The 16,157-nt window shown below is 40.3% G+C and carries 17 protein-coding genes; 7 read left to right on the forward strand and 10 right to left on the reverse strand.

What is annotated here, in order from left to right:
* Positions 1-190 precede the first annotated feature (190 nt).
* On the reverse strand, positions 191-844 hold the full coding sequence (tsaB, locus tag H3299_RS02635) for a tRNA (adenosine(37)-N6)-threonylcarbamoyltransferase complex dimerization subunit type 1 TsaB (protein WP_182418782.1): 654 nt from the start codon (positions 842-844) through the stop codon (positions 191-193).
* Between the two features lie 425 nt (positions 845-1,269).
* On the opposite strand from tsaB, the gene H3299_RS02640 reads away from it, so the two are divergent.
* Positions 1,270-1,416 (forward strand): hypothetical protein, encoded by a 147-nt coding sequence (locus tag H3299_RS02640; protein ID WP_182418783.1) that lies wholly within the window; start codon positions 1,270-1,272, stop codon positions 1,414-1,416.
* 152 nt (positions 1,417-1,568) lie between these two features.
* Here H3299_RS02640 and H3299_RS02645 read toward each other — a convergent pair whose 3' ends face one another.
* The 5 genes from H3299_RS02645 to H3299_RS02665 all read right to left on the reverse strand — a co-directional run bounded on the left by H3299_RS02645 (position 1,569) and on the right by H3299_RS02665 (position 5,809).
* Complete coding sequence (locus tag H3299_RS02645; RefSeq protein ID WP_182418784.1) at positions 1,569-1,883, reverse strand: HPr family phosphocarrier protein; 315 nt, start codon at positions 1,881-1,883, stop codon at positions 1,569-1,571.
* Positions 1,884-1,891: 8 nt separating this feature from the next.
* On the reverse strand, positions 1,892-2,293 hold the full coding sequence (locus H3299_RS02650; protein ID WP_182418785.1) for a PTS sugar transporter subunit IIA: 402 nt from the start codon (positions 2,291-2,293) through the stop codon (positions 1,892-1,894).
* A gap of 300 nt (positions 2,294-2,593) precedes the next feature.
* Positions 2,594-3,061, reverse strand: a complete 468-nt coding sequence (locus H3299_RS02655) for an HPr kinase/phosphorylase (protein ID WP_182418786.1) — start codon at positions 3,059-3,061, stop codon at positions 2,594-2,596.
* The gene (locus H3299_RS02660) at positions 3,042-4,862 is read right to left on the reverse strand and encodes a stimulus-sensing domain-containing protein (protein ID WP_182418787.1); all 1,821 of its coding nucleotides are present in this window, start codon (positions 4,860-4,862) and stop codon (positions 3,042-3,044) included. Before H3299_RS02660 ends, H3299_RS02655 begins: the two co-directional genes overlap by 20 nt.
* Before the next feature lie 227 nt (positions 4,863-5,089).
* Positions 5,090-5,809 carry a response regulator transcription factor gene (locus H3299_RS02665; RefSeq protein WP_182418788.1) on the reverse strand — a complete coding sequence of 240 codons (720 nt, stop codon included), beginning with the start codon at positions 5,807-5,809 and terminating at the stop codon, positions 5,090-5,092.
* A gap of 652 nt (positions 5,810-6,461) precedes the next feature.
* Here H3299_RS02665 and H3299_RS02670 point away from each other — a divergent pair.
* A complete protein-coding gene (locus H3299_RS02670; RefSeq protein WP_182418789.1) occupies positions 6,462-8,057 on the forward strand; it encodes a phosphoenolpyruvate carboxykinase in 1,596 nt (531 codons plus the stop codon).
* Positions 8,058-8,210: 153 nt separating this feature from the next.
* Positions 8,211-8,537 (forward strand): hypothetical protein, encoded by a 327-nt coding sequence (locus H3299_RS02675; protein WP_182418790.1) that lies wholly within the window; start codon positions 8,211-8,213, stop codon positions 8,535-8,537.
* 165 nt (positions 8,538-8,702) lie between these two features.
* Here H3299_RS02675 and H3299_RS02680 read toward each other — a convergent pair whose 3' ends face one another.
* Positions 8,703-9,170: a hypothetical protein gene (locus tag H3299_RS02680; RefSeq protein WP_182418791.1), complete on the reverse strand. Its 468-nt coding sequence runs from the start codon at positions 9,168-9,170 to the stop codon at positions 8,703-8,705.
* A gap of 389 nt (positions 9,171-9,559) precedes the next feature.
* On the opposite strand from H3299_RS02680, the gene H3299_RS02685 reads away from it, so the two are divergent.
* Positions 9,560-10,963, forward strand: a complete 1,404-nt coding sequence (locus tag H3299_RS02685; RefSeq protein ID WP_182418792.1) for an MmgE/PrpD family protein — start codon at positions 9,560-9,562, stop codon at positions 10,961-10,963.
* Between the two features lie 211 nt (positions 10,964-11,174).
* Positions 11,175-12,020 carry a phosphosulfolactate synthase gene (locus H3299_RS02690; protein WP_182418793.1) on the forward strand — a complete coding sequence of 282 codons (846 nt, stop codon included), beginning with the start codon at positions 11,175-11,177 and terminating at the stop codon, positions 12,018-12,020.
* 146 nt (positions 12,021-12,166) lie between these two features.
* Here H3299_RS02690 and uppS read toward each other — a convergent pair whose 3' ends face one another.
* From uppS to H3299_RS02705, 3 genes are all read right to left on the reverse strand, one after another.
* Positions 12,167-12,919, reverse strand: coding sequence for a polyprenyl diphosphate synthase (gene uppS, locus H3299_RS02695; RefSeq protein WP_182418794.1), 753 nt, complete (start codon positions 12,917-12,919; stop codon positions 12,167-12,169).
* Between the two features lie 117 nt (positions 12,920-13,036).
* Positions 13,037-13,402: a transcriptional regulator gene (locus tag H3299_RS02700; RefSeq protein ID WP_182418795.1), complete on the reverse strand. Its 366-nt coding sequence runs from the start codon at positions 13,400-13,402 to the stop codon at positions 13,037-13,039.
* Positions 13,395-14,003: a hypothetical protein gene (locus H3299_RS02705; RefSeq protein ID WP_182418796.1), complete on the reverse strand. Its 609-nt coding sequence runs from the start codon at positions 14,001-14,003 to the stop codon at positions 13,395-13,397. The genes H3299_RS02700 and H3299_RS02705 overlap by 8 nt, the downstream gene beginning before the upstream one ends.
* Before the next feature lie 477 nt (positions 14,004-14,480).
* On the opposite strand from H3299_RS02705, the gene H3299_RS02710 reads away from it, so the two are divergent.
* Positions 14,481-15,695, forward strand: a complete 1,215-nt coding sequence (locus H3299_RS02710) for a GTP-binding protein (RefSeq protein WP_182418797.1) — start codon at positions 14,481-14,483, stop codon at positions 15,693-15,695.
* A gap of 148 nt (positions 15,696-15,843) precedes the next feature.
* On the forward strand, positions 15,844-16,110 hold the full coding sequence (locus tag H3299_RS02715) for a DksA/TraR family C4-type zinc finger protein (protein ID WP_182418798.1): 267 nt from the start codon (positions 15,844-15,846) through the stop codon (positions 16,108-16,110).
* The last annotated feature ends 47 nt before the right edge of the window (positions 16,111-16,157 follow it).

Raw genomic sequence — 16,157 nt, forward strand, 5'->3', positions numbered from 1 at the left:
CTTAAAAAATGACTATTCTTAAAAATGAATGTTAAAATTCGCAGCTCAATGAGATAATTAAAATTATTCTATTAACAATTCAACCAATTAAATGCTTACCCATGATATAAGGGTAATAATATTAATCTATGCCAATTATTACCCATTTAAGAGCATTGCCATTTGCATCAAATGCAAAAACCAATATGTTTTATATACGGGGAAGGGCGAAGCCAATTTGCGGTTTTGCATCAGGCGGACGCATATAGACAGGGGTAGGTAAAGCGTTTTCAGGTGACTTATTTGCCCCTAATACTGCTAAGGATTGTAAAATTTCAAAATATGGTGGTGATTTGCGAGCCGCAATTAACGGGCTTTTGATATTGGCGGCGCCTGAGCCACTCAACAATATTTCACCCATAAGATTTTTGCGAATATCATCGGCATTTGCTGTATAAGCAGGCGTCAATATATTGCCTGCGGCATTAAAATGTTGCGCCATTAGAGTGCCGCCATGACCTTCTTCAATAATAGAAATCGCATATTGTTCATTGCGCAATGCAAATGCCTTGGCTTCCAATAATGATATGCCAATAACTGGTTTATCTAGGGCAAGGCCAAAGCCACGTGCTGCGGAAACTCCAATGCGAATTCCGGTAAAGGAACCTGGACCAGTATTTACAATGATGCGATCTATATCCGAAAAACTTTTATTTGCCTTTTGCATGATTGTTGAAATCTGCTGCATCAAATGCTCTGCAGGACTTTTTTCAAGCGGATTTGTATCAAATGTAAGACACGTGTCACCATCAAAAAGGGCGGTAGCACTAAGGCGTGTGGCTGTGTCGATGATTAATAGCGTCATGGCAAATTTTACAACTCGATTTTCAAACTGGCGATAACCAGATCAATATTTAATTGTTTGCTTATACTGCCAATTGCAAAAAAAGCAAACCATCAGACAATAATCGGGGCACTCAATTAAAGGTGATTCCTGCTGTTTAAGCAAGGGCGCATGAATGGCGGTGTAAATTGCGCGCATTTGCAATAGGCATTTTATCTATAGTTTGGAATAAATGTTTCAAGATAAAGTCGTCTCATCACAATTGAATTCATCATCTTTCTTTAAAAGATGAGGCATATGAATGATAAAATAATCTAAAATTATGAAGAATGATTAACGCGAAATTATTAGCCTATTTAAACGTTGCCAATACGCAACTTCAGAAGGCACGAAAATAAAACGAATGATGAGGTGTTTGGCTTTTTCTTGTACTTGTTGAAATCGCGATGGATGAAAATATTGAAATAACAGCTGGCGATGATGAGCCGGTTTGCAAGGAGTCTCATGATAAATTGTTTAAAGCTTTTTTAAAAAAATATATTGGAAAAGAGATAATAGTATTTAGACAAAATGCAAAATGTGAACATTGTTAATTTATTTGATATTTTTAATAAATATTATGATGTTTAAAGGGATTTTTGCCTGCGCCTAATTTAACTTTATAATAGAGGCAAATATGAGCAGCTTGATCAGATAGTTTATCAGGTGATTGTCATTTTTTATTGTTGCTTTACAATAACTTATATCAGCACTCTTCACCAAAACGCTCATTAACCAGTTCTTCAATCGCATCAAGCACGGCATTGGCATCGTCACCTGATGCAATGACTCTAATTCTGCACCCTGGCGAAGCGGCAAGCATCATAAGTCCCATGATAGATGTGCCACCAACGCTCATGCCATCTTTTTCAACGTGTACATCAGCATTGAAAGAACCAACCAGTTTAACGAATTTAGCAGAGGCGCGCGCATGTAAGCCGCGCTTGTTACAAATGCCAATATCACGTGTTAGCACCTGTTCTGCAAGGGATGGTTGTGATGATAGTTGCGTTTGTGACATTTTGCCTCCTATTCGTCTGCAAGAACCATGCTTGGTACGGTAATATAACGCCGTCCAGCATCTTGTGCGGCGCGTAGCGCCCCTTGCAAACTCTCAACATGCCTAACGCTTGCCAATTTTATCAGCATTGGTAGGTTGACGCCAGCAATAACTTCAATTTGGCCTTCTACCATAACCGATATAGCCATATTGGAGGGAGTGCCACCAAACATGTCGGTTAAGATAATGACACCATCATCTTCATCAACTGATTGAACTGCGGCCAAAATATCATCACGCCGTTGATCCAGATCATCATCTGGACCGATACAAACAGTTGCAAATTTTTCCTGTGGGCCAACCACATGCACCACTGCATGTAAGAATTCTTCAGCTAGCCTACCGTGCGTCACAAGCACGAGTCCGATCATATATATGCTCCCGTTAAAAACACATCTCGTCCAAGCTTGCTTGAGTTCTTCTTCAAGGACGAATTATCTATTGTCTCAGTCTTAACGCGGAGTGCAAGGGGAAACTTCAAATAATTACAATATTTCCGCTTCTTTAACCAATAAATGTGACTTTTTTGCCAAATTTCGCCACTTTTTCACCCAATTTGAAAAAGCGATGCAAATATTCTCTAAAAACGGCAGTTTGTTTGCATATCTACTTATAACAAAGAATCGGATCGCGAGCATTACAATCTGCTTCAATGAAATAATGTAAATTGTTTAAAGCTTATAGGCCCGCTTGAACAAGGTGGCTTCAATAGCTTGACAAATAGTAATTGGATTAGCATTTTCAAGACTAGGCAAGCGTAAAAAAGGCAATTTAATTCCTAAAATCTCATAGCCTTCACTTGATGGGTAGCGTTCACCCTTACCTTCTAATTCGACAACAAGGTCAATGCGGGCTTTGTCTTGATGCTCAATTCTAAAAACTCCAGCACCGCGCACCTCAATTAGTCCTTTGATGGTATCAGGTGCAGTCGCAACCACCGTCTGTTCGTCGCGACTTAATAGTACATAATCATCGCTAACAAGCGCCGCACTGCGGTTGATAGATTCCGCCCATTCGATTAAGGCAAGTGCGATGGTCGATTTTCCCGAGCCTGATTGTCCTTTGATAATGACGCCATAACTGCCAAGGCGCAAAGCGCAGGCATGCATTAAATTAGGGTTATTCGTCGTCTCGTTCATGATGTGGCTTTCCATGATAGCCGGCAACTGGCAGCTTAATGATAAAACGCGCGCCGAGCAGGTGGTCTTTATTGTTAGGGTCGATAATATTTTCGGCCGTGAGAGTGCCCTCATGGGCTTCGATAATCTGTCGGCTGATAGATAAGCCAAGTCCAGAATTTTGTCCAAAGGATTCTGCGCCAGGTCTATCAGTATAAAAACGCTCAAAAATGCGCTCAATATTTTCAGCGCCAATGCCAGGACCATTATCTTCAACTGTCAGAATAATATTATGACCAGACATTTTCATTTTGATGCGGATAATACCATTTTCAACTGGAATAAATGAACGCGCATTTTCGATTAAATTTGATACCACCTGACCAAGGCGCAAATCATGCCCAGCAACAATATAGCGTTTATTGCCGCTTAATGGTTCAACATCAAACTCGATTTTTGCTTGCGTTTTATTTTTGCGCACTTCTCGTGCTGCTAACACAATACTATCAAGCAAAGTTTGAATATTTACCTCTTGTGATGCTTCACGTGCCAGTTCTGCATCAAGTCGGGAAGCATCAGAAATATCAGTAATTAAGCGGTCAAGACGGCGCACATCATGTTGGATAACCTCTAAGAGCCGACCGCGTGTTTCATCGGTTTTTGCCAAAGGTAAGGTTTCAACTGCACTACGCAGCGAGGTTAGCGGATTTTTTAATTCATGACTGACATCGGCAGCAAATCGCTCAATTGCTTCAATGCGCATATAAAGTGCTTCCGTCATATCGCGAATAGAGGTCGATAAATGTCCAACTTCGTCTTGGCGTGAGGAAAAATCAGGAATTTCGACCCGCTTATTGGTACCATTACGTACCCTATCAGCAGCGGCTGCTAATTTGCGCAAAGGTGTAGCTATGGTGGATGCTAAGAAGAGTGAAAGCACTAGCATGACAGCTGCAATTACCGCAAAAATCTTTAATATTCCCATGCGTTCGGCACGAACAATATTATCAATATCCGAGCCAACCGTCGATAGTAATAACACCCCAACAACCGTATGAGAACGCTGAATAGGCACAGCTACTGAAACAATTAATTCACCTTGGCGGCTGCGCCTCTGCGCAGTTGCGGGTGTTCCATCAATTGCTTTTAAAACTTCAGGATATGCCATGCCATTGCCGCCTGACATTTCACTATCTTGTGGAATATCATTACCGAAAAATATTCCGGATAGCCAATTTGAAAAACGCTCATACCAAGTTTGGTCATTATTAGAAATATTGGGTAGGCTGTAGCTTAAAACCTGCCCACTTGAATATAGTTGGCGTGAATCAAGCAAGAGATTTGCATCACGGTCATAAATGCGTGCTCTTGTGGTTGCTGGCGAAATAACTCGTCTTAATAGGGGGGATACACGTTCTGGATTAATTGGAAAATCCCAATTATCGCTACTGTCGCCATGGGCAAATAAACTTTCGCCTGCTTGCAACTCCATAAGTTTTTCTGGATCAATAAGGATTGAATTAGTATCCACGGTTGCAGATGCCGCAATAGCACCCGCAATAATTTTTCCTTGCGTTGTTAGACTATCAAGACGCGCATCTACCACCACATCGCGGGTTTGATTGAGTAGCATGATGCCAAACATTAACCCAACCAGAGCCGCAATGTTTAAAATCACAATTAGCATTGTAAGATTTGAAAATAGGACAAGCTCAAAAAAACGCTTTATGCGGCGCAAAAATCGCATGATTGGCGATTTTTTTGTACGCTTTGTCGTTTGGGCGGCGTTATTGCCATCGCCTATTTTTGCGTCCTCACTCATATAGCAAGAATGATCCTATTGGGTTTAAACCAGTTGATGCAGGTTGCTAACCAGTTTTTAAAATTAAATTCGGCTTAAATAGCTTTTAACACGATTAACCAAAGCGTAGGGCTCTAGCTATCTCATTGGTGACGTGGAAGCCTTAGCCTATGGGCCATAAAGCATGAAAGGCCATAGTGTCAAAATAAAAGTTTATTTTATGTTATTTGACACTATTGCCGGTTTTATTAACCTTCACGGAAACGATAGCCAACGCCATAAAGTGTTTCAATCATTTCAAAATTATCATCAACGCTTTTAAATTTTTTGCGCAAGCGTTTAATATGACTGTCAATGGTGCGGTCATCCACATAGACTTGATCATCATAGGCAGCATCCATTAATGCGTCACGGCTTTTAACAACGCCTGGCCGTTGCGCTAGCGATTGCAAGATAAGAAATTCGGTAACCGTTAAAATAACCGGTTCGCCTTTCCACGTACAGGTGTGACGTTCCTGATCCATGACAAGCGATCCACGCTCAATGGATGAACTTGGTTGGCCGCTTACTTTAGCAGCTTCCCTTGCGGCTGTACGACGCAAAATAGCTTTTACGCGTTCAACCAATAAGCGCTGTGAAAAAGGCTTGGTTATAAAGTCATCAGCACCCATTTTAAGCCCAAAAAGCTCGTCGATCTCATCATCTTTTGAAGTCAGGAACATCACGGGTAAATCAGATTTTTGACGCAAACGCCGTAAAAGTTCCATGCCGTCCATGCGCGGCATTTTAATGTCGAAAATAGCAAGATTAGGCGGGCGAGCCATCAAACCTTCAAGAGCTGAAGCGCCGTCAGTATAGGTTTCGACCTTATAACCCTCAGCTTCAAGCGCAATCGATACAGAAGTCAGAATATTGCGGTCATCATCAACAAGTGCAATAGTCTGGGTTGTGGTTGTTGCATCCTTCATAAGGCCTCGCTTTAAATTAGATACCATCTTTATTTAAATACCAAACTATCTAACCACAGTTGAATAGATTGGGATGTTTTGTATTTATTGTCATACTACCTAAATATAACTGCAAAAAACCAGTCAAATTTAAATTAGCATTATAGCGGCATTTAGGACATCTACTATAGGCTTAAAGTAGCTATCCAAATTTTACGCGATTATTATCTTGCTAATTTATTTATCCATTATGCCAAATTTAACATACATCATTTCATAAATTAGCAGCGTTAAAACCGTTCTCTGCTTTGCTCAAGATTTAGGTTTATTTGAGCAAATTCTGTTTTTCCTCCGACTCACCTTAGAACAATTTGTAATTAGTTGAAGGGTAACGCATAAATTTTCGCCTTTTTTTCTATTACCCTTTTTGGGGGACAAATTAGGTACAAATTGTGGCAATGGGTAAAAATAGTTGATTTTTCAGATATATTTCACAAATTTTAGCCAAAAAATTGTTTATTAGAAAATAATAATTAATGGGATAAATAGCAATTTAAAAAATTTAAATTTCTTTTAAATCGATTAAAAGTTTGATCTATTTGATTTTTTCTGTCTTAAAGCGTTACGCCTTTTTAAAAAATGCGTTTTTAATGATGAATCATGCGGAGTTATTATGAAAGAGACTGGCATTTTCAACCCGTCCGCGTCTATCACTACAGCGGGACTTAAAGATCTTGGTAATGTTTATTACAATCTTACCCCAGCTTTGCTTTATGAAGAAGCAATTAGACGTCAAGAAGCAAAGATAACCGCTCAAGGTGCACTTGTTGCCTATACCGGTCAACACACCGGGCGTTCAGCTAAGGATAAGTTTGTTGTCCGCACCAGTGAGACAGAGTCTCATATCTGGTGGGAAAACAACAAGCCAATGTCGCAAGAGCATTTTGATACGCTTCATGCTGACTTTATCGAGCACGCTAAGGGCCGTGATCTTTTTGTTGAGGATTTAATTGGTGGCGCTGATGAGCAGAACTCAATTCGCGCTCGTGTTACCAGTGAATATGCTTGGCATGCTCTTTTTATCCGCAATTTGCTTATTCGTCCTTATGAAAGCGAATTGAAAAATTTTGTGCCACAAATGACCATTATCAATCTGCCCTCTTTCCGTGCAGATCCTGTGCGCCATGGTTGCCGCAGTGAAACGGTTATTGCGTGTGATCTTACCCGTATGATTGTGCTTATTGGTGGTACATCTTATGCCGGTGAAATGAAAAAGTCAGTATTTACTGCCTTGAATTATCTCTTGCCAGCTAAGGGCGTTATGCCAATGCATTGCTCGGCTAATGAAGGTCCACATGGCGATACTGCTGTGTTTTTTGGCTTATCTGGCACAGGTAAAACTACGCTGTCAGCTGATCCATCACGCACCCTTATTGGTGATGATGAACATGGTTGGGGCAAGGACGGCGTCTTCAATTTTGAAGGTGGCTGCTATGCTAAAACCATTCGTCTTTCTGCCGAAGCAGAGCCTGAAATTTATGCAACAACGCAACGTTTTGGCACCGTGCTTGAAAATGTTGTGTTAAATGAGCGTCGCGAACCAGATTTTGATGATGGTTCACTGACTGAAAACACCCGTTGCGCTTACCCATTGCATTTTATTCCCAATGCAAGCCCAACAGGTCGTGGTGGTCAACCTAAAAATATCATCATGCTGACTGCTGATGCCTTTGGTGTTATGCCGCCAATTGCTAAACTTACCCCAGCACAGGCCATGTATCACTTCTTATCTGGTTATACAGCCAAGGTTGCCGGTACTGAAAAAGGTGTAACGGAGCCTGAAGCAACATTCTCAACCTGTTTTGGTGCGCCGTTTATGCCGCGCCACCCATCGGAATATGGTAATTTGCTCCGTGCTCTTATTGCTGAGCATAAGGTAGATTGCTGGTTGGTTAATACCGGTTGGACTGGTGGTGCTTATGGTACTGGTAGCCGCATGCCCATTAAGGCAACTCGTGCGCTTTTAACTGCGGCTCTTGACGGTTCGTTGAAAAATGTAACTTTCCGCCACGACGAAAATTTTGGCTTTGAAGTGCCAACAGCAGTTAATGGTGTGGATACTACTATCCTTGATCCGCGTTCGACATGGGAAGATAAATCTGCCTATGATGCGCAGGCTAAAAAGCTTGCTGGCATGTTTGTTGATAACTTTGGCAAATTTGCAAGCCACGTTGATGAAGAAGTGCGCAGTGCAGCACCCAAAGCATAAAATTTAAACACTTTTAAAAGTAAATTTTATCAAAATAGCAATAGATCCAGTATGTCTTTTATAAAAAGGCTTACTGGATTTTTTTGTTTTAATATAACATGTTTTAATATAATAGAACTGCGTAATTTTATTATTAGATAAAGGTGTTGGTTTATGAAAAAAGTGATAAACTTCGTAATATTATTAATTATTGTTGGTGTTGGGGCTGTTTACTTTACTTGGGGGCCAAATATTTTTTTTGGTGGTCCTAAAAATAGCGATATTATAGAGGTGACAAAAACCGTTATGATTGCCACATCAGGTAGTGAAGAAAAAAAGGCGCTTGCAACAACAGCTAAAATTACGCCAAAGGGTATCTGCAATAAAATGGATAGCAAATTTGCTTGTGCCGTTAATATTAGTCTATCAGACGGGAGCAGTAAGGATTTTGTAGCTGTATTGCAAAAAAATGCTGCTGGAACTTGGATTGCTGTAGATTAGCATAATTTAAAACGATTGGTCCATATATTTGTGGTAATCAATCGCTTATTCTATTAATTCATTAATTCTTTTGGCAAACAGTTAAAGTAAAATTTAAAAGTGTTTGCCGATTGATGTTTTTTTAAACTCGGTAATATTGGTTTTATTTTTTAATTTATGCTTTTGTTATTCCATGCGGAAAACATGTTGGTAGGAGTTGGCGGCAAGGCGCACCAGTTGCTCTTCTTCTGATGCGGTAATGCTAAGGCTTGGGCGGATGACAATGCCTGCTTGCGCAAATAATTCCAAAATTTGTTTTGCTTGTTGCTCAACTTCCACAAAGGCAGCTTTGCTAGTTAGGTCGCCATGGTGTGGCGCGGTGCCTGTTGTGCCTGCAATAAGATCAATTATCAGTAGTTCCGTTGGTGTTAGATAGTCCCCTTCTTGTCCAGCCTTGATTTCATTAATTTTATCAGCATGGGTAAAGAGGTCGAATAGGGCATTGATAAAGGGATAAATTCGCTCCTGCTGCAGATTGGCTGCCAAGCGATGCTCGATAATGGCTTGTGTTGGTTTACCTTGTCGCCAAATGCGATAGGCTTCAATAATAATCTGTTCCCAATAATAAAGATCGTGCACAAAGACACTCGGCATTTTTTTCTCCTTTATCAGATGCGCCAACATAACGGCTTGCTTTATTTATTTGGTTTATCAATCAAGGCTTTTATTTGTTTTAAAAGAAGTAGTTTAATTATAATAATTAAAAATTTTAATTATTATAATAAAAATCTATATCATTTTATAATAAAAACCATTTGACGAAATAAAAACTATTTATATATTAAAAAATGTAAATTTAAAATAGAAAATCTTTTTAAAAGATTCTTGAAATACCAAATAGATTATTGGAATAGTTATAATTATTACATTTTGTGGTAATTATATTTATATTTATTACAATTAAAATGTATATCCATTTCACTTAATTCAAAGATCTTACGCTTTTGAAAATGAATAATTGTGTAAAATTTGGAGGATACACTATGGCAAATCATAATACACAGCAAGAAGCAGGGCATAAGGATACAGAAGTGCGCCAATTGGCGCGTTTTGTAACCCATGCTAATATTGATATGATGTCAGATACAGCCAAGGACGAATTAAAAAAGCGTATCCTTGACTCGGTTGGCGTTGCGATTGGGGCATTGGATGGTGAACCTATCCATATGATCCGTGAGCAATTGGAGGATTTTGGTGGTCGCCCCCTATCAACCTTGATTGGTGGTGGTAAAACCGCGCCGGATCGTGCGGCTTTTTATAATGGTGCACTCGTTCGCTATCTTGATTTTATGGACAGCTATCTTGCTAAGGGGGAAACCTGCCACCAGTCTGATAATCTTGGTGCGGTGCTTGCTGCGGCTGAATATAGTGATGCGAGCGGAGCAGATTTTTTAACCGCTATGGCGGTTGCCTATCAGGTGCAGGGTCGCCTTTGTGATGTGGCGCCGGTGCGTGCCAAGGGTTTTGACCACACGGTTCAAGGCGCCTATGCCGTTGCGGCTGGTGTTGCTAAAGCCTTGAAGCTTGATGATGAAAAAACCGCCAATGCCATTGCGATATCTGGCACTTGTAATAATGCCCTGCGCGTTACCCGCACTGGGGCTTTATCCCATTGGAAAGGGCTAGCCTATCCCAATACCGCCTTTATTGGCACGCATAGCGCGTTTTTAGCGATGCGCGGTATAACCGGCCCTGAAGAAGTATTTGAGGGCAACAAAGGCTTTAAGGACGCAATAGCTGGGCCTTTTACCATTAATTGGCAAAAGGAAGATCTTGAAAATGTCGTTCAGTCAATTATCAAGAAATATAATGCCGAAATTCACTCGCAATCTTCCATCGAAGGTGCGCTTGAGCTGCAAGCTCGTGAAGGCTTTACCTGGGATCAAATTGACAAAATCGAAATCGATATTTTTGATGTTGCCTTTCACATTATCGGCGGCGGCGAAGAAGGTGACAAGACGATTATTAGAACCAAGGAAGAGGCCGATCATTCCTTACAATATATGGTTGGTGTCGCTTTGATTGATGGTAATGTTTTGCCTGCCCAATATGATGATGCCCGTATTATTAGAGATGATATTCAATCCTTGTTAAAGCGCTTTGTTGTGCGACCAAGCAAAGAATATACCGATCGCTTCCCGCAAGAGGTAGCAACAACGCTTAACGTTAGCTTAAAAGATGGCAAGAAATTTTCAATTGATAAAACTGATTATGAGGGCTTTCGTACCCGTCCAATGAGTTGGGAGACAGTTGTTGCCAAATTTAACGGTCTTGCAACGCCATTTACATCTGAAAGGGCGCGCAAAGCAATCATTGATGCTGTGCAAAATATTGAAAAAATAAAGGTTCGTGAATTTACTGAGATTTTGGCGCATCTCAAAGTTTAAAGCATTTTTAAAAACCGCGCAGTGGTTTTCATTAAAATGCACGAACCAAAGAATCTAGAGCACGCCATTGCCCAAACGATAAGTGGGCGTGCTCTAGACAAAATTCCTAACATAACTGCGTTGATGGCCCATATTTAAGATTGAGTTTTATCTATCTATGGCCTGTGCGCGACTAATTTATAATTATTTTCTTTAAACAATGGAGTTTAATATGAGTGACAAGCCGCAATCTGATGTTTGGAAAAATCGTTCATTTCCGTTTGTGCCAATGAATGATCGCGACCCCAAGCCGCGCAACAAGTCAATTACGGAAATTCGTGGGCCTTATTATGCTATGGTTACCCCAACCTATACTAAGGAATTATTAGAAGGTATGGGTGAGCATGTCGATGGCTATAAATATGCCGGAGGTTCTTTTTCACTTATGCCGGCAGATTATGTTCGCAAGATCAATCGCATTTGTCATGATCACGGTGTTTATGTTTCAACTGGTGGTTGGATTGAAAATGTTCTTGCCCGCGCACCAACGCAAATTGATGCCTATATTGAAGAATGTGTGCGCTTAGAATTTGATATGATTGAGCTGTCAACAGGTTTTATCCAGTTACCAACACCCGATCTTATCCGGTTGATTGATAAGGTGAAGAAAGCGGGGTTGAAACCAAAGCCTGAAATTGGCATTCAGTTTGGGGCAGGGGGTGATACGTCTAAAGCCGAGCTAGAGGCTGAAGGCACGCGCGATCCGCAAATCTTGATTGATACTGCTAATGATTGTCTTAATGCTGGCGCTTCGATTATCATGATTGAATCGGAAGGCATTACCGAAAATGCTGATCCATGGCGCACCGATGTTGCAGCAAAAATCATGAAAAATGTTGGTATGGAAAATGTCATGTTTGAAGCTGCAGACCCTGAAGTCTTCTCATGGTACATTAAAAATTATGGTATTGATGTCAATTTGTTTATCGATCACAGCCAAATTGTGCAGCTTGAATGTTTGCGCCGTGGTATTTGGGGCACTAAGAGCACCTTTGGTCGCATTACCACATTCCGCTAATGGGCAAATGTAAATAGCTTAAATTAGCTTTTGAAAATGAAAATCCTAGGCTTGCCTTGTTTGCTTAGGATTTTTTGTTTTTTTGCATGTTTTGGTTTTTTTTAAAAAAAATGATAAAACTCTTTATAGATTATTCATATATCCAATTATGCAGTTAAACGTTGGTAATTTACCGGCGCGCTGGTAGGGCTTTTACCAACTAGCCCAAAGCGGCGTTCGCGATTGTGGAAGAAAGTCACGGCTGCAACAAGATCTTCAGGTTCAAACTCGGGCCACATTTTTTGAGTAAACCATAATTCAGCATAGGCGCTTTCCCATAGTAAAAAATCGGATAATCTTTGTTCGCCGCTGGTGCGTATGACAAGATCAACATCGCCAATTTCTGGGCTTCCGGTTAATGCTTGGTGAAAAAGGTCGCGGTCAATATCTTGGTTGTTATCAAGGGATTTTATGGCTTTTAAAATTTGGTCTCGTGATGAATAATCAATTGCTATACGCATGTGCACACCGGTGCAATGGGCGGTTTGGCTTTCGGCATAATCAATTGCCAAAAGCAATTTTTCTGGCAGGCGCTCCCTCATGCCAATGACCGTAAGTTTGACATTATGGTTGATAAGGTTTTCTGTCTCAGCCAATAGAAACAATGTGAAAATCTCCATCATGGTTTCAACTTCTTGGGCTGGGCGCTTAAAATTATCCGTTGACATACCAAAAAGCGTTAATGTTTTGATATTAAGATTTTTTGCATGGATAAATGCTTTGCGAACTGCTTCTGCTCCCTGATAATGCCCATAGGAACGCGGTAGACCTTGTCGTGATGCAAAGCGACCATTGCCATCCATGATAATTGCAACGTGGAGTGGTTTTTTGTTTTTAAAATCAATCAAGTCATAATGCATGATATTTACCTAATAATGAGTGTTTAATGATATTTTCAAAAAAAGAATATGCAAGATCTGCTCGGTGTATGAACCAAGAGATGATAATTTTAGTTATTTTATGCGGCTTATAGGAGATTAAGTGGGGGCGGGTTTTAAGCTTTTTGGAATGGTTTCACGGGCAAGGGCGGCATCGCGAATAATTTGTTCGAGTATATTGATATAATCTAAAAAACGTTGTTGCCCTTCGCTCGTCATCTTGCAGGTGGTAACAGGGCGTAATTTATCAAAATATTTATCAATCTCAACCAGGCCTGCTTCTTGCAATACTTGTAAATGGCGGCTTAGATTGCCATCACTAAGACCACAAGAATTTTTAAGATCGGCAAATTTCATGGCGCTATCATGGGCACTTAGCGAGGTTAGAATGGCAAGGCGCGCGCGCTCGTGAATGATTTTATCAAGATTTTCATAAGAAAACGGAGCAGATGATGAGTTAGGCATTTTTTTTACCTTTTGCTGTATAAAGTAAAAAGGCCATAAGACTTTGGGCGCAGCCAAAGGGTAAAGCCATAGCAAGTGGTGATAAGTCACGCGATTGCACGGTGAAAATAAAAGTTGCAAAGCCCAAAACAACATAGGCAGCAGCACCAATGGCAAGCGATGGCGGTAAAATTCGCAATGCTGCAAAAAGGCAGCAACCAACCAACATCAACCATAATGGTGGTAACAACCAATATAGGTCTGGCGCATAAAAGGCAAAGGCTGTTAAAAGCAAGGCACCGATGATACCAGCTGGCAATAAATGGCTCATGGCGGCTAGCACCATTTCATCTGCCATGCCTTGATGGTGGCGTCTTGAGCGCGCAATCATTTCGCCGCCAACTAAAAGCGTTGCTATGATTGCTGTAACAATCCACGAGCTAAAAAAGGCAAAGGGTGTGGCCGCAAGTTGCGGAAATATATATTGCAAGCCGCCGGTGATAAAAGCCAAAATAGCAGTCAACGCCATTGTCATTGGACCAAGCCCGCGAAATTCCTTTGTCGTTGCCATTTGTTGGCGGATAAAGGAAATATCGGCAAGTGCCTTATCAAGATCGCCCATGTTTACCCCGTCAAAAACTATTATACTAAGTTTGTCTATGCCTTATTGCAAAGCCTACTTTTTAAAAAGTTGATGTTAGCAACTCATAAGCTATGATAACTTTTTATTAAAGTGGACTTTGCATTACAAAGTACTTTGACTGGTATTATTGGATTATGATTTAATTATGGCGGCTCTATAAAACCTGTCGATTATTTGGTGAGGTCCATTGATGATTAGATTGGAGTACTGTTTGTAAGTCGATTCATCACAGCATAAATCCAAGGATAATTTATAAACTCACAAAGCAGTTTAGAATTATAAAAAACTACTAGACAATGTAATGTTATTACATTACAAATACAGTTGAATTGAATAAAGGAAAATATCCAAAGGCGAAAATGGTTAAGAAGCTGCCATCTTTGATGGTTGGCAACGGATGCTTTTGTACTTTTTTTCTAATTCCGGTTTTTAAATTGTTTTGCATTGGAGTAAATAATGAACCAAGATTGCCGCTTACCAGTTACAGTTTTGTCGGGTTTTTTGGGGGCTGGTAAGACCACCTTGCTCAATCATATTTTAAATAATCAAAAAAATATGAAAGTAGCCATTATTGTTAATGATATGAGTGAGATTAATATTGACGCTGAGCTTATTCGCGCCGATTTAAGCGGTGATGAAGCAAGCAGTCTTTCACGTCTTGATGCGCAGTTGGTAGAGCTTACTAATGGTTGTATTTGCTGCACCTTGCGTGAAGATTTACTAGTTGAAGTCGAGCGTTTAGCTAAGCAAAACCGTTTCGATTATTTGTTGATCGAATCGACTGGGATATCGGAGCCTATGCCGGTTGCGGCAACTTTTGATTGGCGTGATGAAGATGGTAAAAGTCTTTCCGACCTTGTACGCTTGGATACGATGGTGACAGTTGTCGATACTGCAAATTTATTGCATTATTATTCTAATAGTCAGCGTCTTGCGGATTTAGGTGAAACTGCTGGTGATAATGATGAACGTACTTTGATTGATTTATTGGTTGATCAAATCGAATTTGCAAATATTATTATTTTGAACAAAATTGATAGCGCCAGCCCAGAAAATCTTCAATTTGCTAAAACCATCATCCGCTCGTTAAATGCTGATGCTAAAATTATTGAAGCAAACTTTGGTGAAGTTGCACCAGATCAGTTATTAAATACCGGTTTATTTGATTTTGAAAAGGTAGCAGATCACCCACTTTGGGCCAAAGAGCTTTATGGCTTTAAAGATCATATTCCAGAAACTGAAGAATATGGTATTCGCTCATTTGTTTATCGTGCGCGTCGTCCATTTCATCCCCAAAAGCTGCAAAATTTTCTTAATAGTTCTTGGCCGGGCGTTGTACGTGCTAAGGGCTTTTTTTGGTTGGCAACACGGCCTGATTTCGTCGGAGAAATCAGCCAAGCTGGTGCGCAAATGCGCACCCAAAGATATGGCCGTTGGTGGTCGTCAGTGCCGAAAAATAAATGGCCCGAAAATGACCAATGGCGTGAGATGATGGCACAAAAAATGGATCCAATATGGGGAGATAGGCGGCAAGAAATTGTTTTTATCGGTTGTGATCCAATGGATGAAAAAATGCTGCGGATCTGTCTTGACGATTGTCTTATTGAAGAAGAAAGTCTTAATTTTGCACAATGGCAAAAATTAAATGATCCTTTTGCTCATTGGAGTTAATTTATTGAGTTTTTCTTCCAAAACCGCATCACTTTTTGTTGATTTTTTTAGCCTTTGGTAACGCCACCTATAGTCTTTGCAAACTTGAATTAGGCCCTTGCAATACTTATATATTTTTAAATTATTAATAATATAAAAGGAGTGTTAAATGGCTGGTGGATGGACCGCAGATGGTGCAGTTCAAGAGCAAGTTGATGCAAGCCTTGATGATGCTTTAAAGCTTGCACGACAGCGTTTGCCAAGTGGTGAAAGTGAGTATTTTTGCGTTGAGTGTGATGAAGCTATTCCCGAAAGGCGCAGGCTTGCGTTAAAGGGGGTAAAGCTTTGTGTTGCCTGTCAGAGCGAACATGAAAAAACAAGCAAAATACAAAGTACTTATAACCGCCGTGGTAGCAAAGATAGTCAATTGAAATAGATTATATAAGGGCATTTTTGATAAAGGATAGTGTTCTTTTATTAAAA

The sequence above is a fragment of the Bartonella sp. HY038 genome (genome assembly GCF_014117425.1).
GTDB lineage: Bacteria > Pseudomonadota > Alphaproteobacteria > Rhizobiales > Rhizobiaceae > HY038.